This window comes from Rahnella sp. RFA10(1/100), assembly GCF_004195115.1.
GTDB classification, from domain to species: Bacteria; Pseudomonadota; Gammaproteobacteria; order Enterobacterales; family Enterobacteriaceae; genus Rahnella; species Rahnella perminowiae.
Genome location: NZ_SEWR01000003.1, coordinates 290,792 through 309,354, shown reverse-complemented (window position 1 = coordinate 309,354; position 18,563 = coordinate 290,792). Strand labels below are relative to the sequence as shown.

Genomic DNA, 18,563 nt, shown 5'->3' with positions numbered 1-18,563 from the left:
GAAAGGGAATGTTTAATTCTGTCCTGATAGTGTGCGTAGGTAATATATGCCGCTCACCGCTAGCTGAAGCTTTACTGAAACAATGGCTGCCTGAAAAAAATATACAATCGGCCGGTCTGTTTGCACTGAAGGGAAAAGGCGCTGATCTGATGGCAAAGACGGTGGCCTGCCGTCACGGGATATCACTGGAAAATCATAAGGCAAGGCAGTTTACGCGTGAAATGGGGCGGACGTTTGATCTTATTCTGGTGATGGAAAAGAGGCATATCAATATTATTACGCATTATTTACCCGAAATCAGAGGGAAAATCATGCTGCTGGGGCATTGGAATCAGCGCAAAGATATTCCTGACCCGTATGGAGGAGATATAACAACCTTTAATTTTATATTCTCTCTTATAAATGAGTCAGTATCTGGCTGGAAGGCGGCTTTAGATGATCAGGGTTTAAAATGAGTGTGAAAATAACGAATCACTTTAAAAATAAAAATAGCCAGGATGAGTTTGATTTACGCAAAAACGTTGGCGCTGTTATTGACCGAAGATACACTATTATTGTCATTACCTTAATCTTTGCCATCATTGGCCTGTTATATGCCGTTCTGTCGGCTCCGGTTTATCATACTGATGCGTTAGTTCAGATCGAATCCTCAGGCGAAACCGATATGATAAGTCATATCTCGCCATTATTGCCGGCGAAATCACCTGTTTCACTGACAGAAAAACAATTGATTACTTCCCGGGCAATACTGGGAGAAACCGTCGCTCAGTTAAATTTGGATACAGAAGTCCGTTTTGCCCATTTTCCCATTATTGGTGAGGCGATACGGCGATATTCGTCGTCAGGATTGCCGCAGATCACGGTGGATATCTTTGAACCACGCGAGGGAGTGACCGGAAGCCCTTATACGCTTGAAATTCTCGGGAATGCTAATTATCAGATAACATCACCTTCCGGCACGACCACATCGGGAATGGCCGGTAGGGTGTTAGAAACTCCGGAGTTTCGTATTGAAGTCAACGCAATCAATGCGCGCAAAGGCGATAAGTTCACCGTTATAAAAGTCGAAGTGCTCAAGGTGATCAGTGACTTACAAACCAATGTCAACGTCATGGATCAGGGAAAAGATACGGGTATTTTGACTATCAGCTACAGTGGCAATGATCGTAAACAAATTAAGCGTATTCTCCAGACAATTATTGATAACTATGCCCGCCAAAGTATCCACCGGAAATCAGAAGAAGCAGAAAAAAGTCTGGAGTTTCTCAGGAGTCAGCTTCCCTTGGTAAAAAACAACCTTGGGATCGCAGAAGCGAAATTAAACACCTTCAGAAGCCGAAATAATTCGGTGGATTTACCGATGGAAGCAAAGTCGGCCCTCGACAGCCTGGTTCAACTGGATGGTCAGGTTAACCAGCTTATCCTTAAAGAAGCTGAGATTTCAAAGCTCTATACAAAGCAGCATCCTGCATACGTGGCATTAATTGAAAAAATCCATGTACTGAAAGAAGAAAAGGAAAATCTGAGTCAAAAAATCAGCACATTGCCTCAGATGCAGCAGGAAGTGGTCAGGCTGACGCGTGACGTTCAGTCGGGACAACTTATCTATATGCAGCTTTTAAATAAGCAGCAAGAACTAAAAATCAGCCAGGCCAGCACAATCGGCACGGTCAGGATTATCGACAGTGCCGTCACAGGATTAAAACCCGTTAAGCCCAATAAAATCAGGGTGATATTTATTTTTGCCTGTCTGGGAATGATTTCATCCGTTGGATTTATCCTGGCAAAAGTCTCACTGCAGCATGGCATTGATTCCGCCGAAATACTTGAAGACATCGGTCTGAATATTATTTCAAATGTGCCGCTATCAGAGTGGAAAAATAATCCCGATCCTGACGCTATGAAGGATGGGCAACGCTTAAGCCTACTGGCACTTGAGAATCCGTCAGATATTGCCATTGAAGCCCTGAGAAATTTAAGAACCAGTTTATATTTCTCGCTGATGGAATCCGGATCAAATGTATTGATGATCTCCGGTGCTACCCCGATGGTAGGTAAAACCTTCATCAGTTCCAACCTTGCTGTGGTGATAAGCCAGGCTGAAAAACGGGTCTTATATATTGATTGCGATATGCGAAAAGGGTATGCACACCGGATCTTTGATATTCACAACGTAGGTTTATCAGAGGCTATTGCAGGTTCCATCATGTATAAAGACGCGGTCCAGAGCAGTAAAATTCCGGGGCTGGATATCATTACGCGCGGGAAGTTATCCAGAAAACCATCGGAACTTTTGATGCGCAAGGAATATCGCCAACTTATTGAATGGGCTTCAGAGAATTACGACCTCGTAATACTGGATGCACCGCCGGTCCTGGCGGTAAGCGATGCCGTTATTATCGGGAAACATGCGGGTATTTCTCTGCTGGTTGCTAAATTCGAACAGAGCACAGTACGTGAAATAGAATCTGCAATCAGAGTATTCAAAAGAAATAATATCGATATTAGCGGCGGGGTGCTCAACGCAGTGGTGAATAAATTTTCTGGTTTCTATAGCTATGGTAAAAAAGAAATATATGAATATCATGCATCTGAACTATGAAAATCACACTCCGTTATCAGGACATAGGCAGAACTCTACGAGAAGTGGTGTTTGCTCCTGACTGGTCTTAACTAAACCAGGATCATTATGATATCTTTCAGGGAAAGATAATGAATAAGATATTCAGCGACAGTGTTATTTATGTTGGCGGAGAGTTATTTGTAAAAATTTTCCCTTTCCTTCTGCTCCCTGTTCTCTCCCGTGCTTTGGGGCCTGAACAGTACGGACAAATATCTTTATTCAATACTTATGTGTCGATCTTCTTTGTCTTCATTGGGCTCAATTCATCAGCCGCGATTATTAGATATGAGTACACGCAAAAAACATATCATTCTGCAGATTATTTCTTTTCCTCTGTCATTATTTTATCCATCGCCTTCATCCTTTACATCCATGTCCTGTATGTTTTTTACCGCCATGAAATTATCATCCTTGCAGCGCTGGCAGGTTATCTGCAGTGTGTTTACACCAATCTGGTCTCGGTCAGTCAGGCCAGAAAAGAAGCGAAAAAATACCTGATAGCACAAGTGCTTAATGCGGCAATGTCATTTTTTATGACATTATTATTTCTGTATTATTTTTGGGCGAACTATGAGGCCAGGGTTTACGCGATTATCATGGGCTTTCTGCTCTCAATATTTTTTGCTTCCTGGTCAAACAGAGTCTGGCTGAAGCAGGTAGATTTTCGTTTTGAGACGTTTAAAAAGACATCATCGCAACTTTTACTTTTTGGCGTTCCTCTCATTATTCATAATTTGAGTTTTCTGGCCCGATCCGGACTGGACAGGATTATGATCAGTAAATACTTCCCCGGTGCCACATTGGGGAATTACTCAGCAGCATTTCAGCTGAGTGTGATTATTACCGTAGTGCTGATGGCGCTGAATAAGGCATTGACCCCTCATCTGTACAGCCAGTTAAGGAATAATAAAATCAGGAGAAGTGACTTTAATCTGATCTTCGCCGGGTATTTTTTTCTGAGCATACTGATAACCGTTGTTGCGCAGTTACTGCCTGAAAAAATATACAATATGGTTGCAGGAGAAGAGTATAAGGACATTAAAAGATTGGTGATAATTATGGTGCCTGCTTTTTTAGCGCAGGGATTTTACCTGATTATGGCTTCCACCTGTTTTTTTTATGGCAAGAATAAAGCAATTTCCTATTGTACTTTCACCGGAGGAATCGTTCATTGCGTTATATTGTATTTCGTTTGTAAGTTTATGAATGTATTCTGTGTGCCATGGGTGCTGTTTTTCTCGAACAGTTTTGTCGCTTTTCTGATGTATATAACTGTCTTCAGGGCCGTATTAAGCCAGGACCGGCGAGGAAAAAGTGAACATTGATTTAAAACGTGGCGTTATGTATCTTTTTTTAATGATGGCCATTTCAGTATGCATAGTTAATCTTATTGTAAATGCACGTATTGCGGTAGGGGCGGTGATCTTTACCCTGACTGCATTGAGCATACCTGTCATGACCATTCCGGGAGCCCGTTATAATTTTTTTATCATCTCGGCACTGCTGTTCTCCGCCGGCTATACGTTTTATTGTGTTAATGCTTTTGATATATTCCCCGGAATAGATGCTGTCCGCTATTATCAATTTTTGATGTCAAATAACTCGCTTGGTGAAATACTCTCCGGTGCGGTAGAGAGAGTGATTAAAGTGCATGAAAGCGGAGAGACTGACGGACCGGGTTCCTTTTTTATCTTTGGGTTACCCGTTCATTTATTTTATAATTTAATGCCCGCAAAAGATGCAGTTTATATTGTTATTTTTAATTTCATCTTCAAAATGATGGGGGTTTTGACAATCAGCCGACTATTTTCCAGAGTATGTTCGGTTAATTTTCGCTGCGTTCTGCTATCCCTGATTATTTTTTCTCCGACGTTTAATTATTTTGTTTCTGTTTTTGGTAAAGATACCTTTATCTTTTTCATGACGATCCTTCTGGCCGCAGCGTTAGTCAGTTTCTCGGTTACTCCGGGGAGAGTTACAAAACTCTTCCTGGCCATTAGCATGTTAATACTGGCAGGCTACTGTTTTCTGCTCCGGCCTTATTCTCCCGTAACGGCACTTCTGTATGTTATGTTTACACTGGAATATTGCCGGTTAATAAAATTCGCCATGATAGGAACTGTTTTGATAGTGGTACTGGTTGCTGTTTTAAAATCGATTCTATTAATAATTAACTGGCCGATGATTTTTACTTTTATGTATATGGCTCCCAACCCATCTCAGTTTATGAATTATGATGGCTTTACATTGCTTCCCGTGCTCGGGGTTATTATTACTTTAATGTTGATTTTTGTCCGGACAATAAAATATACCACCCTTATTTTTGACAGGAAACTGGCAGCATCGGTTATGTGTGTCCTGATTTATTCTGCCATCATGACACTGGTTGGATTCTACGCGATCCGTACTGAATATAGTTTTGGAAGTGTAGGGGATGCCGTATTCAGAAAACAACTGCTCATTATGCCGCTGGTTATTTTTTCCCTGTTACTTTATTTAAGAACCCGGGTTGCAGGTACATCAGATGAAGAAAATTGAAGTTGCTCACCTGTTAGGTCAGCTGGATATCGGAGGAATTGAAAGCTGGCTTTATGATTTGGTGATTGAAACAGCAGGCAGTGTACAGCACACCTTTATCGTCGATAAGCCCCATAAAGGATTTTACGAAGAGGATTTATTGTCGATGGGTTGCAGAGTCATACACATTTCGTCTTATACAAAACCACTGAAATACATAGCCGCTTTGTTTTCCGTTCTCAGGAAAAATAAATATGATGTCTGTCATAGCCACGTCAGCTTCAATAATGGTGTCGTCGCGTACATCGCTAAGATGTGTGGTATACCGAAGGTTATTTCCCATGCTCACTCTGATCGAACTCTGCAATACCAACGCCAGGGCCTGTTAAAACGCCTTGAAATTGATTTTAAAATCTTCCTGGTCAGGCGTTATTCGACGTATTGCGTTGCGGTCAGTGAAGGTTCAGCACGTTGCCACTACAAAACAAAGGGAACGGCAGTCAGCATCATTCCCTGTGGCAAAAATTTTCAGAACCTTGTCTCTGCTGCTCCGAGCCGCCTTAAACAGGAGCTTGGTATTGCTGAAAGCACGTTTGTTTTGGGAACGGTCGGGCGGGTAGAACCTGTTAAAAACCAGGCATTCCTGCTTGATATACTCTCTCAATACCGTGAGCAGGATGTATGTTTGCTGATTGTTGGTGAAGGAAGTCTGCGGGCTGACTTGCACAGACTCACCCTTGAGCAGGGTCTCGCTGACAAAGTTATCCTGACCGGTGCAAGAGACGATACGCTGTTAATTTTACGCGATGTTATTGATGTTTTCCTGTTTCCGTCGCTGCACGAGGGCTTTGGGCTTGCTGCTGTTGAAGCTCAGGCGGCCGGCCTGCCGGTCATCGCTTCACTGCATGTTCCACGGCTTATTGATGTGACTGAACGTATCTCTCATCATTCACTTAGCCATCTCTGTGCATGGACGTCAGAAATTGATGCATGGATGGCTCAGCCTGTCAGGAAAGAAATTAATACTGATGTGATAACAGGCCGTTTTTCTATCGGGAAGAATGCGCAGGAAATATTGAGGTTATATGTCTGAAAATATTAAAACTGGCCGGATGGTTTTTCGTCACTGGCGGAGCATTATTCTGTTTCTATGTGCCATAATCTCTCCTTTACCGAAGTTTTTTCGTGCTCATCTGCTTGATGTCTTCGCCGGATTTCCGGGAAAAACAGGGGTGGGCATCCGCTATATTCTTATCCGTACGCTGGTAAAAGCATGTGGAGATAATGTTTATATCGGACGCTGGTGCGTATTCAAAAATCTACAAAACCTCTCACTGGGTAGCAATATCAGTTTTCATGAACGGAGTTATGTGGATGCTGCCGGAAATATTTTGGTGGGTAATGATGTGTCGTTTGCCCATTCTGTGTCGATTATCTCTTTCGAACATCGGTACGCATTATCTGAACAACCCTTTAAATATCAGCCGGTAGAGCTTAAAAAAATTTGTATTGCCTCGAATGTCTGGGTGGGGTGTGGTGTCAGGATCCTGGCAGGTACGATAATTGACTCTGACGTCGTTATCGCAGCGAATTCTGTCACCAAAAATCATCTTACTGCGGGAGTCTATGCCGGATCCCCGGCAATGAAAATAAAGGAGCTATCATGAAAATGGTTTTTGCGCATGACCATTATTTTATCCATCATGGTGAAAAAGTGTATTCACCCGGTAAGCTTCCTTATTCTGCTTTTACCCGGTATTTACATCATTTTGATCAGGTAACTGTATTATCCCGTTATAAAAATGATTCCTCATTTTCGCCTTACTGGACTCTGGCCAGCGGTCATGGGATGGTTTTTAAAAAAATTGAAAATCATTCTTCTCTGAAATCTGTGTTATTCACTTGCCATAAAAATATTATCGAGATTAAAGACACTCTCAGAGGGTGCGATGGCGTTGTTGTCAGGTTACCCAGTGAAACCGGTCTGATAACGGCAAAAATCGCACGACAGATGAATATTCCTTATCTTGTGGAACTCGTAGCCTGTCCGTGGGATGCCATGATCGGATACGGATCACTGAAGGGATTCCTCTATGCGCCGGTGTTATCCTGGCGGGTGAGGCAGGCGGTGAAAAAAGCCTGGGGTGCTATTTATGTTACGGGGAGTTTTTTGCAAAAACGTTATCCTATTAAATATAACGGCGTGTCTGCTTCAAACGTTGACTTACTGCCGGCCTCTCTTTCTGTTCTGAATCAAAGATGCGATAAAATAGCTACGTCATCTGGAGGACCTTTTAAAATAGGCTTAATTGCTTCTCTTGACAGTCCGCATAAAGGTTTTGATACTATTTACAGAGCAGTCTATCGGCTCAAAAATAAGGGGGTTCCGGTCATACTTGAAATCACCGGTGGCGGAAGTAAATTCAAAAATAGTCCGCTGATTGATAAATTATTACTGCATGACAATATTATTTTTTCAGGGCCCAAAACATCAGGAGAAGGGATTTTTTCATTCCTGGATACCGTCGATCTGTATGTGCAGCCCAGCAATCAGGAAGGATTGCCACGTGCTGTGATAGAGGCGATGTCGCGCGCCTGCCCGGTGATCACCAGTTCTGCCGGAGGAATGCCGGAGTTATGTCAACGGCATTACCTGCATAAGCCCAATGATGACCATACACTGGCGAACAACATTGAATATTTACTAAAAAACCGTCAGGAAATGTTATCGATGGCGCACCACTCGTTTAATACTGCGCGTCTTTATCAGCCTGAATTATTAATGAAAATCCGCTTTGATCTCTTTACCCGCTATAAGAATCATATGCTTTCACTCAGGAATGCCTGACACAACATCTCTCAGTTGTTTTTGGTTTTTACTGATATAGATAATGAATGACCTTTAACATAATTATGAGAAATTTTTTTGCAAGGTCAGTGTGAATATTTTATTTATATTAGGGAGTTGCAAGCAAGATCCGAACACAATGCAATAAATGTTGGAATTTATTTCCGGCAAAAAAAGGAATGATAATTTTGAATGGAATCGATCACAAATATGTTATTGCAATTACGGCTAACACAAGCTGGTATTTGTATAACTTTCGAAAAAATACCATTATGGCTTTGCTGGAGAATGGATATCAGGTAATAGCAATCTCACCTGTGGATGAATATACTCACCGGCTCGCTGAACTTGGCTGCCAGACGGTTCCGGTAAAAATAGATTCCGGCGGTACTGATTTTTTCAAAGACTTGATCACTTTATTTTCAGCCTGGTGTGTTTTGCGCAAGCACAAAGTCGATGTGGTATTGAATTTTACGCCTAAAAATAACATCTATTTTACGCTGGCAGCAAAGGTATTAAATATTCCTGCCATCAACAATATCGCCGGACTGGGCAGTGTTTTCATGAGCAAAGGCATGGTGAGGATAATATGCCGGCATCTGTACCGGTTCAGTCAGCGCTATGCGGCAAAAATTTTCTTTCAGAATGAGGATGACCGGGAATTATTCCTGACTGAAATGCTGCCTGATTATTTATATACCGAACGATTACCGGGTTCGGGTGTTGATTTAATGCGTTTCAAGGTAACACCGGCACCTGATGATGATGTGGTACGTTTTATACTGATTTCCCGAATGCTCTATTCCAAAGGAGTAGAACATTATGTTGATGCGGCGCGCAAATTGAAGAAACGGCATGGGCAGCGCTGTGAATTTCGCTTGCTTGGGTTCCTGGATGTTAATAATCCGGCCGCCATTAAGACCGAACGGATGGCCGCCTGGATTGAGGAGGGCAACATACTTTATCTGGGGACGTCAGATAATGTTGAGCAGGAAATCGCGCTGGGCGACTGTATTGTTTTGCCTTCCTTTTACCGTGAGGGGGTGCCGAAATCCTTACTCGAAGCCGGAGCGATGGGGAAGCCTCTGATTACCACGCGTAATATTGGTTGTCAGGACACGGTCAATGAAGGGGTAAATGGTTTTCTGTGTGAGCCACAGGATACGGGGTGTTTAACACGTGCGATGGACCGGATAATCAACCTTACCCACTCGCAACGTCTGGATATGGGCAACGAGAGCAGGAAAAAAATGGTCAGGGAGTTCGACGAAAAAATAGTCATTTCCCGCTATCTGACGGCCATTGAACAGGTTCTTTCCTGACACCGGCGGTTATTCCGCCGCCGGTGTCAGGCTTGCTGACAAAATGCTAGTCCACGCGGCGATAGCTGCGCTGCGTATTGTTGACTTTATACAGATAGCGGCGCGATTCTCCGGACGGATGTTTGGTCGTCAGTGTGGTATAGACATCGCCCGGCGACATGTTGTTAATGATGTTAAATGCCTGCGTTTTATTGCTTGAGAACACGCGTAACACGCTGCCTGCGCCACCGTTATACGCAGTAATCACTGCATAACGACGTGATGTCGGATTGCTGATGTTCCCCAGATAAACGTTTTGCAACATCGCCAGATATGCGGTGCCGGTATTGATGTTATTTTGAGGATCAAACAGATAGCTTCGGCTTGGCTTACCCCATTTCCCTTCTGATTTAAACACATCCACCCCAGCGGTATGCTGCACAACCTGCATCAGCCCCAGTGCATCGGCGTTACTCACCGCATACGGGTTAAAAGCAGATTCTGTTTGCATGATCGCCAGTATCAGTGACTGATCGACACCATATTTCGCAGAGGCTTCGCGGATCATCGGCAGGTATTTATGCGCACGCTGATTCAGGTGGTTTGGTACCATCTGGATCGTTACGGAATAAATGACATGCAGGCCGGACTGACGGCGCATCAGTTTGTTCTGGATCAGATAGTCGGCAAAGCTGGCGGCACGCCCTTCCCAGCGGATCGGCTGACCGGTGTTGTCGAGAACCTGACCGTACAACATCGGTTCCCGGCTGATCTGGATATCGTTGGCGTCTGAGTAGAGATCAACGTTGCCCGGGTCATCGCCCACCAGCAAGGTGCTGATAATGGCCTTACGCAGGCTGGCGGCCGGATCGGTGCCAGAAATGGTTTCAAGAGTAATGGTACCCGCATCAAAGTTAATATGGCTGCGGGTGTAATACTGATCGCTATATTTCACGTAGTCTTTCGGACCCGCGATCAGCACTTCATTCATGCCCCAGATGTTTTCGATGTTATGGGCGAACTGGCCCATCAAAATGTCAAATCCGTTAGTGTCTTTCACATAAGCTTCGTTGAACGAGTCTTTCTTACTGCCGGAGCAGGAGATCAACATGGGCGCGATAACCAGCAAAGCTAAAATTTTCTTCATCTTACAAGCCGTTTCTGATGAAAGAAGCAGGCGCCGGGGCACCTGCCTTAATGTTTCAACCATTATTACCAATGATTATTTTGAGGGCGGGGTATAGCCTTCGATATGAACATCCTGACCTTCAAACAGAAAATTCACCATTTCCTGCTCCAGCAATTTACGGTCATCCGGGTTCATCATGCTGAGTTTCTTTTCGTTGATCAGCATGGTCTGTTTGGCCATCCACTGCGACCAGGCTTCTTTGGAAATTTCATTGAAAATACGTTTGCCAATCTCGCCAGGGTACAGCTGGAAGTCTTGCCCTTCGGCATCGCGCTTGAGAAAGGTGCAAAAAATCGTTCTGCTCATGCTAATTCCTTATCGATCGTTCTTTTAGGGCGGTTATTTGCCAGCGGTCTGCTTTGCTAATTGTATCAGCAGACGTTCTACCGGCGCGGCCAGCCCGACGGATTGTGGTTGCGCTAAGTTATACCAGAGACCCGCACCTTCATCCATGCAACCCGCCGTAGAACGTAGATTTAACCACATCGGAACGATATCCAGATGGAAATGGCTGAAAGTGTGACGGAAAGCGGTCTGTTGCTGTAACGCATTTTGCGTAACACCGTATTTTTGCAGCCCCAGCGCGAGTTCATCTTCGGTCTGGTATTGCGGGAAGCAGAACAATCCGCCCCACAGGCCGACGGGCGGACGCTGCTCCAGCCAGACTTTATCTTCCTGCTGAATCATCAGCATAAAGGCCGTTTTTTCCGGTAACGTGGTTTTGGGTTTTTTACCCGGGTATTTTGCCCAGCTGTGATGTGCGTAAGCTTCGCAACCTGATTTCACCGGGCATAACTCGCATTTCGGTTTGCTGCGGGTACAGACCATGGCACCCAGATCCATCATTGCCTGATTAAACTGTGCGACGCCTTCGGCAGGCGTGACGTCTTCACTGATCGCCCACAGTTTATTTTCGGTTTTTTTCTCGCCCGGCCAGCCGTCAACGGCGTAGCAACGGGCCAGCACGCGTTTCACATTGCCGTCTAAAATGGGGTAATGCTGATTCAGTGCCAGCGACAACACGGCGCCCGCCGTTGAACGGCCAATGCCCGGCAGCGCAAGAATTTCATCAAACGTCGTCGGAAATACGCCGCCGTGCTGGCTGGCAATAGTTTGGGCCGCTTTATGCAGGTTTCGTGCACGGGCGTAATAGCCAAGGCCGGTCCACAGATGCAATACTTCGTCGAGCGGTGCCGCGGCGAGATCTGACACCGTCGGGAAACGTTCCATAAAGCGTTCAAAATACGGGATGACAGTCGCTACCTGCGTTTGCTGCAACATCACTTCTGAAAGCCAGACTTTATAAGGTGTTTTGGCAATTTGCCACGGCAGCGTCTTGCGGCCATAGCGCTGATACCACTCGAGCACCAGCGGCGAAAAAGAAGGGGCTTCCATCATGGGTGAATTACAGTCCGGCAGGGTTAAAAGACGGGGCTGATCACATCACAGTTGCCGTCTGGCTGTAAACCGGAACTTTCCGCACTGTACGCACAGTAGTTAGTGGCCGATTTCAGTATTGACTGTTTTCCTGCCCGCAAGCCTTGCTAATCGGGAGTAAGTTTGGATAATGCGCCTTTCCTTATATTCAGTGACCCAGGCACAGGCATCCGCGCGCGGGTACCGCGTCTTGCCAATCGGAGTGGAAACACCATGAAAAACGACGTCATTTCACCGGAGTTCGACGAGAATGGTCGCGCGATGCGCCGTATTCGTAGTTTTGTCCGCCGCCAGGGCCGCCTGACGAAAGGCCAGCAATTCGCTCTGGACAACTTCTGGCCGGTAATGGGCGTGGAATTTCAGACAGAACCTCTGGCAATTGATGCCTTGTTTGGTCGCAGTGCACCGGTTGTGCTGGAAATCGGTTTCGGAATGGGCACGTCGCTGGTCACCATGGCTAAACAGAACCCGGACCAAAATTTCATCGGCATTGAAGTTCACTCGCCTGGCGTCGGTGCCTGTCTTGCGACCGCGCATGAAGAGGGTGTCAGTAACCTGCGCGTGATGTGCCACGATGCAGTCGAAGTGTTAGAAAAAATGATTCCGGATGGCTCGCTGGATATGGTGCAGCTATTCTTTCCTGACCCGTGGCACAAAGCGCGCCATAATAAGCGCCGTATCGTGCAGCCGGAGTTCGTTGAGAAGCTGCGCAGGAAACTGAAAGTAGGCGGCGTGTTCCATATGGCAACCGACTGGGAGCCGTATGCAGAGCACATGCTTGAAGTCATGACCGGTTTAGAAAGCTGGGCGAACCTGTCGCAGGAAAACAATTATGTTCCGCGCCCGGAATCCCGCCCGGTGACCAAGTTCGAAATGCGTGGCCAGCGTTTAGGCCACGGCGTATGGGATCTGATGTTTGAGAGGAAGCAATAATGGCTAAGAATCGCAGTCGTCGTTTACGTAAGAAGTTACACATTGCCGAGTTCCAGGAACTGGGCTTCTCTGTAAAATGGCGTTTCCCGGAAGGTACCGCGGTAGAAACCATTGATGAATCCCTGGATAAATTCATTGACGGTGTGATTGAGCCAAACAAACTGGCCTTTGACGGCAGTGGTTACCTGCAATGGGAAGGTCTGGTTTGCCGTCAGGACATCGGTCACTGCACTGATGAACAGCGCGCGCAGGTCAAAAAATGGTTAGAAGACCATAAAATGGAAGACGTGGAAGTCAGCGAGTTGTTTGATATCTGGTGGGATTAATTCCCGCAGATCTGCAGGATCGCTGAATGTAAAGGTGCCTCTGACAGGCACCTTTGTTACATCTGGAGGCTGGGCATTGGGTACTGAACTTGATAACAATTTGCTGGAAGATATTCTTGCGCAGGTCAGGCCGCTGATAGGTCGCGGTAAAGTCGCCGGTTATATTCCTGCGCTGGCGGAAGTCAGCCCCGATCATTTAGGCATCGCCGTGTGTACCACGAAAGGAGAAATCTTTCGTGCCGGTGATGCCGGGATGCGTTTCTCGATCCAGTCGATTTCTAAAGTCCTCAGCCTGACGCTGGCGCTGACCCGCTATCAGGAAAGCGAAATCTGGCAGCGCGTCGGTAAAGAGCCCTCGGGGCAGCCCTTTAATTCCCTGGTACAGCTTGAGCTTGAGCAGGGAAAACCGCGTAACCCGTTTATTAACCCGGGCGCGCTGGTGGTTTGCGACATGCTGCAAACCCGTCTGTCCGCACCCAAGCAAAGAATGCTGGAAGTGGTACGTCAGCTGGCCGGATCGGCAGATCTCAACTACGATCGGCACGTTGCGCGTTCCGAGTTTGAGCATTCCGACCGCAACGCCGCTATTGCTTATCTGATGAAGTCTTTTGGTAATTTCGACAACGATGTCATCACCGTTTTGCATACCTATTTTCATTACTGCGCACTGCGGATGAGTTGTGAAGAACTGGCGCGCACCTTTGTGTATCTGGCCAATAAAGGCCATCCGCTCGGCAGCGAGACACCGCTCATCGATGCCCGCCAGGCGCGGCAGATTAATGCAATGATGGTGACCAGCGGAATGTACGACGGTGCGGGTGAATTCGCTTATCGCGTCGGAATGCCGGGTAAATCCGGCGTCGGCGGTGGCATCATTGCCGTCGTGCCGGGGGAAATGTGTATCGCGGTTTGGTCGCCGGAACTTGATGCGGCAGGGAACTCTTTGGCAGGTATTGCTGCCTTAGAATTACTGGCGCAACGTATTGGCCGTTCAATTTTTTGAGTTTGCTGTCTTAAGGGAGAGTACATGTTAGTAAAAAGTGGAGTGGTAAAAGCCGGACTTGCTGCATTGCTGGCGCTGAGCGCGTGGAGCGCGCAGGCTGATTATCAATGTGCCGTACAGCCTAAAGATGACGTGATCATCAAGCCGCAGACCGTTCAGGTGGTCGGTAACAGCGGTGATTTGCTGATCACCCCCAATGGTAACGTGACCCTCAACGGTAAAGACATGACCCTGAGCGCCAGACAGCGTCAGGAAGCAATCGACTATCAGGCCGGTTTACGCCGTGACCTGCCGTGGATTGATCAGGGAGCAACGGCGCATCTTGAAAAAGGCCGCGTGGCGGTTGACCGGGTGATCGTCGAGAAACTGGGCACCGACAGCAACGTGCGTAACCGACTGGTGACACTCGATAAAAAACTGAAAGAGCAAATGAACCTCATCATCGAGCATCGTACTGACGGCCTGACCTTCCACCATAAAGCTGTGGATCAGGTTAAGCAGAATGGTCAGAAGCTGATGGAGCAAACCATGGGCGGTGTGATGCAGGACAGCATCAACGAGATGGGCCTCAAACAGGCGACCAGCGGCGGAAATCCGCTGCAGGCAATGATGGGGAATCTTGGCGGCCTGCAGCAAGCCATTCAGGAAGAGTGGAACAAGCAGGAAAAAGAGTTCAAAACCTTTGGCGATGACGTCTGTAAGCGTGTGACGAATCTGGATACTCAGCACAAAGCCCTGCTGGCGGATTTGAAACAATAATCGTCAGTTTCAAACGTCAGGCATAAAAAGGCCTTCCGGTGATAAACCGGAAGGCCTTTTCTTTTTTGGCTCTACGCGATATTACCGCTTACTCAGTCAGAAATAGCTCCAGCAGTGAGTTCAGGAACAGTTTCCCTTTGCCGGTGATCTGCCAGTGCGTGTCGGTTTCCAGCAGATATTCTTTGGCGATCGCGTCATCAAGCTGCGCACGGATCACCGATTCATCCAGCCCGGTATACAAACCAAACTCTTCGCGGGGTGCCGCTTCCAGCAAACGAAAACGGTTCATGAAGAATTCAAATGGCAAATCTTCAGTTTCGACCGGATGCTGTTTGTCCATGTAGCGTCCTTGCATATAGCCACGAGGGTGTTTGGTTTTCACGGTTCGCAGGATTTGCCCGTCGGGCTGCGTCAGCTTGCCATGCGCACCACAACCGATGCCGAGATAATCGCCGAAGCGCCAGTAGTTGAGGTTGTGCTGGCACTGATAACCTGGTTTAGCGTAGGCCGAGGTTTCATATTGCTGGTAACCGGCAGCGGTCAGTAACTGATCACCTTGTTCGAAAATATCCCACAGCGCGTCGTCATCCGGCAGTTTAGGCGGACGCGAGGCGTACATCGTATTCGGCTCGATAGTCAGCTGATACCACGACAAATGCGGCGGATTAAGCGCGATAGCCTGGCGCAAATCGTCCAGCGCTTCTTCCAGTGTCTGATCCGGCAAACCGTGCATCAGATCGAGATTGAAGCTGCGCAGATTCAGGCTGGTCGCCAGATGTGCCGCACGCTTTGCCTCATCAGGCCCATGAATGCGCCCCAGACGCTCCAGTTTCTGCGCATCGAAACTTTGTACGCCAATGGAAATACGGTTCACACCGGCGCGCTGATAGCCGCTGAAGCGGTCGGCTTCGACGGTGCCGGGGTTAGCTTCCATGGTGATTTCAGCATTGGCATCAAGCGGCAAACGCGCCCGGACGCCGTCGAGCAGGGTCTGCATGGCTTCGCTGCTCAGCAGGCTGGGGGTTCCGCCGCCGATAAAAATCGTCCCCACACTGCGCCCGCCAACCAGATGCAGGTCGGCATCCAAATCGGCCAGCAGATGCGCGACATAATCGTCATGCGGCACTTCACCCTTTAACGCGTGCGAGTTGAAATCGCAGTAAGGGCATTTTTGCACGCACCACGGAATATGAATGTAGAGACTCAGCGGCGGCAACTTACGCATTCTTCTGTACAGCCTCTTTCATCGCGGCAAGCAGCAGTTTCAGTGCCTGACCCCGGTGGGAAACTGCGCTTTTTTCTTCGCGGGTCAGTTCTGCAGCGGTTTTCCCCAGTTCCGGTACGAAGAAAATCGGGTCATAACCAAAGCCGCCTTCGCCTGCTTCAGCAAAGGTAATTTCGCCCGCCCAGCTGCCGTGGCACACCAGCGGCGTCGGGTCTTCTGCGTGGCGCATATACACCAGAACGCAGTGGAATTGCGCGTTGCGCTGGCCCTGGGGCACATCTTTCAGTGCCACCAGCAATTTATCGAGGTTCTGCTGATCGCTGGCGTCAGCGCCTGCGTAGCGGGCGGAGTAAATCCCCGGCGCGCCACCGAGAAAATCCACCGCCAGGCCGGAGTCATCGGCAATGGCCGGCAAACCGGTGACAGCCGCTGCATGGCGGGCTTTCAGGATGGCGTTCTCGATAAACGTCAGGCCGGTTTCTTCAGCGGATTCGACGCCCAGTTCGGTTTGCGCCACCACGTCCAGGCCGAAATCAGCCAGAAGATGCGCGAGTTCACGCACTTTACCGGCATTGCCGGTAGCTAAAACGACTTTCTTCATAAAAATAATGTCCTGAAATGAATCTGACTTGAAGTTATTCAGCGAGCAGTACCGCGACCTCGGTCGGGATATTTTGCGGATTCGTAATGCGGACTTGTTTATGGCGGCCCAGCTCGCCTTTTTCGATGCTTATCTGACTTTTGGCGACTTTAAACTGTTTTGAAAGAAATTTCACCAGATGCGTATTGGCCTGGCCGTCCACCGGCGGGGCAGTGATGGCGACTTTCAGTTCATCGCCATGCAAACCCACCAGGCTGTCGCGGCTGGCTTTGGGCTGGATAACCAGCCGCAAAACCAGCGCATCGGATTGCCAGAACGCCGGACTTAAAGCTGGAACCACAGTGCACCCAGCAAATCCATACCGAGATAATTCAGCATATACAGGATCAGAATCACGACCATCGCCGAGAAATCAATTCCCCCCATGGCCGGAAGGATGCGGCGGATGGGTGCCATCAGCGGTTCGGTCAGTTGCATCAACAGGTAATCCATCGGCCCGCGTCCCTGGCTCACCCAGCTCATCAGAGAGCGGATAATCACCAGCCAGAACACCAGATAACCCGCGGCTTTGACCAGCCCTATCAGGCCAATCAGCAAGCTGCTCAGACCAAAGAAGATGGCACCACTTTGGATAAGCAACAGCAGCGGAAATTTGATCGTGCAAAGGATAAAAGCCAGCAACAGGCTTGCACTGTCAATCGGGCCCAGCGGCGGAATAATCCGGCGCAAAGGTCCGATAACGGGCTGAGTAATCTTCACCACGAACTGTGAGAACGGGTTATAAAAATCTGTACGTGCCCATTGCATCCAGATGCGCAGCAGCAGAACCATCACGTAGAGATCAATCAGTGTTTTGACCAGAAAAGTCAGCGTTAACATAATTCTCCTATGCCCTTCGTCTTTCGGGTTGCTTCTGCGTTGCCGCAACGCGAATGATTTTAGACAGTCATATTTTATTATTCGTTCTTGTCAGAACAGTTTTTCCATTTCCTGCGCACGGGCAATGGCGGCCTGCATGGCTTCGGAAACAATCTCCGGTAATTTACGGTCGGTGAAAACCTTCAGCGCCTCAAACGTCGTACCGCCTTTGGATGTCACATTCTCACGAAGTTGTGACAATGGCGTGTCCGGGCTGGTGGCTACTAAGGCGCTGGCACCGCTGGCAGCTTGCTCAACCAGCATCCGTGCGGTTTCAGCGCTGAAACCCAGACGCTGCGCTTCGGCCTGCATGGCTTCCATAAACAGGAAGAAATACGCCGGTGCGCTGCCTGCGGCGGCAATCACATGGTTAATACCTTCTTCGGTATCGACCCAGCAAATTTTGCCGACGGCGGTCATCAGTTCGCCACTGTAATCACGGTCTGCCTGAGATACCTGAACAGGCGCGTACAGGCCACTCATGCCTTTCCCGACGAGGGAGGGCGTGTTGGGCATAATGCGCACAATATTCAGATTTTCTCCCAGCAACTCGCAAAAACGCGCCACGCTGACGCCTGCGGCAATCGACAGTACCAGCTTGTCGCTAAAATCCACGTCTTTTTGCAGTGCTTTACACACATCGGCCATCATCTGTGGTTTTACGGACAAAACCACTACATCTGCCTCTTTTGCACAGCCGCTGTTATCGCTGCTGCTTTGTACGCCATATTTTTCAGCCAGCGCATCGCGATGCGTGGTGGACGGGGCACAAACGCTGATGAGATGTGCCGGATAGCCGCTTTCGACCAGGCCGGAAATAATTGCGCCCGCCATATTACCGGCGCCGATAAAACTGATTTTGCGATGTTGCATTCATGCTCCT

At 47.9% G+C, this 18,563-nt stretch carries 20 protein-coding genes; 12 read left to right on the top strand and 8 right to left on the bottom strand.

Annotated elements, in window-relative coordinates; translation table 11 throughout:
- The first annotated feature begins 8 nt into the window (after positions 1-8).
- From ETV65_RS11920 to ETV65_RS11885, 8 genes are all read left to right on the top strand, one after another.
- Positions 9-455 carry a protein tyrosine phosphatase gene (locus ETV65_RS11920; RefSeq protein WP_129953056.1) on the top strand — a complete coding sequence of 149 codons (447 nt, stop codon included), beginning with the start codon at positions 9-11 and terminating at the stop codon, positions 453-455.
- Positions 452-2,602: a polysaccharide biosynthesis tyrosine autokinase gene (locus ETV65_RS11915; RefSeq protein WP_129953055.1), complete on the top strand. Its 2,151-nt coding sequence runs from the start codon at positions 452-454 to the stop codon at positions 2,600-2,602. Before ETV65_RS11920 ends, ETV65_RS11915 begins: the two co-directional genes overlap by 4 nt.
- A 110-nt stretch (positions 2,603-2,712) precedes the next feature.
- Positions 2,713-3,948: an oligosaccharide flippase family protein gene (locus ETV65_RS11910; RefSeq protein ID WP_129953054.1), complete on the top strand. Its 1,236-nt coding sequence runs from the start codon at positions 2,713-2,715 to the stop codon at positions 3,946-3,948.
- A complete protein-coding gene (locus ETV65_RS11905; protein WP_129953053.1) occupies positions 3,938-5,161 on the top strand; it encodes a hypothetical protein in 1,224 nt (407 codons plus the stop codon). The genes ETV65_RS11910 and ETV65_RS11905 overlap by 11 nt, the downstream gene beginning before the upstream one ends.
- A complete protein-coding gene (locus ETV65_RS11900; RefSeq protein ID WP_129953052.1) occupies positions 5,148-6,233 on the top strand; it encodes a glycosyltransferase in 1,086 nt (361 codons plus the stop codon). Before ETV65_RS11905 ends, ETV65_RS11900 begins: the two co-directional genes overlap by 14 nt.
- On the top strand, positions 6,226-6,807 hold the full coding sequence (locus ETV65_RS11895) for an acyltransferase (protein ID WP_129953051.1): 582 nt from the start codon (positions 6,226-6,228) through the stop codon (positions 6,805-6,807). Before ETV65_RS11900 ends, ETV65_RS11895 begins: the two co-directional genes overlap by 8 nt.
- Positions 6,804-7,988 (top strand): glycosyltransferase family 4 protein, encoded by a 1,185-nt coding sequence (locus ETV65_RS11890; RefSeq protein WP_129953050.1) that lies wholly within the window; start codon positions 6,804-6,806, stop codon positions 7,986-7,988. Before ETV65_RS11895 ends, ETV65_RS11890 begins: the two co-directional genes overlap by 4 nt.
- Positions 7,989-8,167: 179 nt before the next feature.
- Positions 8,168-9,310: a glycosyltransferase family 4 protein gene (locus ETV65_RS11885; protein ID WP_240782825.1), complete on the top strand. Its 1,143-nt coding sequence runs from the start codon at positions 8,168-8,170 to the stop codon at positions 9,308-9,310.
- A 46-nt stretch (positions 9,311-9,356) separates the two neighbouring features.
- On the opposite strand, the gene mltC is transcribed toward ETV65_RS11885, so the two are convergent.
- From mltC to mutY, 3 genes are all read right to left on the bottom strand, one after another.
- Complete coding sequence (gene mltC, locus ETV65_RS11880; protein WP_129953049.1) at positions 9,357-10,436, bottom strand: membrane-bound lytic murein transglycosylase MltC; 1,080 nt, start codon at positions 10,434-10,436, stop codon at positions 9,357-9,359.
- Between the two features lie 75 nt (positions 10,437-10,511).
- Positions 10,512-10,784, bottom strand: a complete 273-nt coding sequence (locus tag ETV65_RS11875) for an oxidative damage protection protein (RefSeq protein ID WP_013576841.1) — start codon at positions 10,782-10,784, stop codon at positions 10,512-10,514.
- Positions 10,785-10,817: 33 nt separating this feature from the next.
- Positions 10,818-11,876, bottom strand: coding sequence for an A/G-specific adenine glycosylase (gene mutY, locus ETV65_RS11870; RefSeq protein ID WP_129953048.1), 1,059 nt, complete (start codon positions 11,874-11,876; stop codon positions 10,818-10,820).
- Between the two features lie 252 nt (positions 11,877-12,128).
- Between mutY and trmB the strand changes: the two genes are divergently transcribed.
- The 4 genes from trmB to ETV65_RS11850 all read left to right on the top strand — a co-directional run bounded on the left by trmB (position 12,129) and on the right by ETV65_RS11850 (position 14,936).
- The gene (trmB, locus tag ETV65_RS11865; protein ID WP_129953047.1) at positions 12,129-12,848 is read left to right on the top strand and encodes a tRNA (guanosine(46)-N7)-methyltransferase TrmB; all 720 of its coding nucleotides are present in this window, start codon (positions 12,129-12,131) and stop codon (positions 12,846-12,848) included.
- Entirely contained in the window at positions 12,848-13,174 is a 327-nt protein-coding gene (locus ETV65_RS11860; RefSeq protein ID WP_129953046.1) for a YggL family protein, read from the top strand. The genes trmB and ETV65_RS11860 overlap by 1 nt, the downstream gene beginning before the upstream one ends.
- Before the next feature lie 76 nt (positions 13,175-13,250).
- Positions 13,251-14,177, top strand: coding sequence for a glutaminase B (gene glsB, locus ETV65_RS11855; RefSeq protein WP_129953045.1), 927 nt, complete (start codon positions 13,251-13,253; stop codon positions 14,175-14,177).
- A gap of 24 nt (positions 14,178-14,201) precedes the next feature.
- The gene (locus ETV65_RS11850; protein WP_129953044.1) at positions 14,202-14,936 is read left to right on the top strand and encodes a DUF2884 domain-containing protein; all 735 of its coding nucleotides are present in this window, start codon (positions 14,202-14,204) and stop codon (positions 14,934-14,936) included.
- Positions 14,937-15,024: 88 nt separating this feature from the next.
- On the opposite strand, the gene hemW is transcribed toward ETV65_RS11850, so the two are convergent.
- From hemW to proC, 5 genes are all read right to left on the bottom strand, one after another.
- Complete coding sequence (hemW, locus tag ETV65_RS11845; protein WP_129953043.1) at positions 15,025-16,161, bottom strand: radical SAM family heme chaperone HemW; 1,137 nt, start codon at positions 16,159-16,161, stop codon at positions 15,025-15,027.
- Positions 16,154-16,762, bottom strand: a complete 609-nt coding sequence (locus ETV65_RS11840; RefSeq protein ID WP_129953042.1) for an XTP/dITP diphosphatase — start codon at positions 16,760-16,762, stop codon at positions 16,154-16,156. The genes hemW and ETV65_RS11840 overlap by 8 nt, the downstream gene beginning before the upstream one ends.
- Positions 16,763-16,796: 34 nt before the next feature.
- Complete coding sequence (gene yggU, locus ETV65_RS11835; RefSeq protein WP_129953041.1) at positions 16,797-17,102, bottom strand: DUF167 family protein YggU; 306 nt, start codon at positions 17,100-17,102, stop codon at positions 16,797-16,799.
- The gene (locus ETV65_RS11830) at positions 17,087-17,641 is read right to left on the bottom strand and encodes a YggT family protein (RefSeq protein WP_112150889.1); all 555 of its coding nucleotides are present in this window, start codon (positions 17,639-17,641) and stop codon (positions 17,087-17,089) included. Before ETV65_RS11830 ends, yggU begins: the two co-directional genes overlap by 16 nt.
- A 90-nt stretch (positions 17,642-17,731) precedes the next feature.
- Positions 17,732-18,553, bottom strand: coding sequence for a pyrroline-5-carboxylate reductase (gene proC, locus ETV65_RS11825; RefSeq protein ID WP_129953040.1), 822 nt, complete (start codon positions 18,551-18,553; stop codon positions 17,732-17,734).
- Positions 18,554-18,563 lie beyond the last annotated feature (10 nt).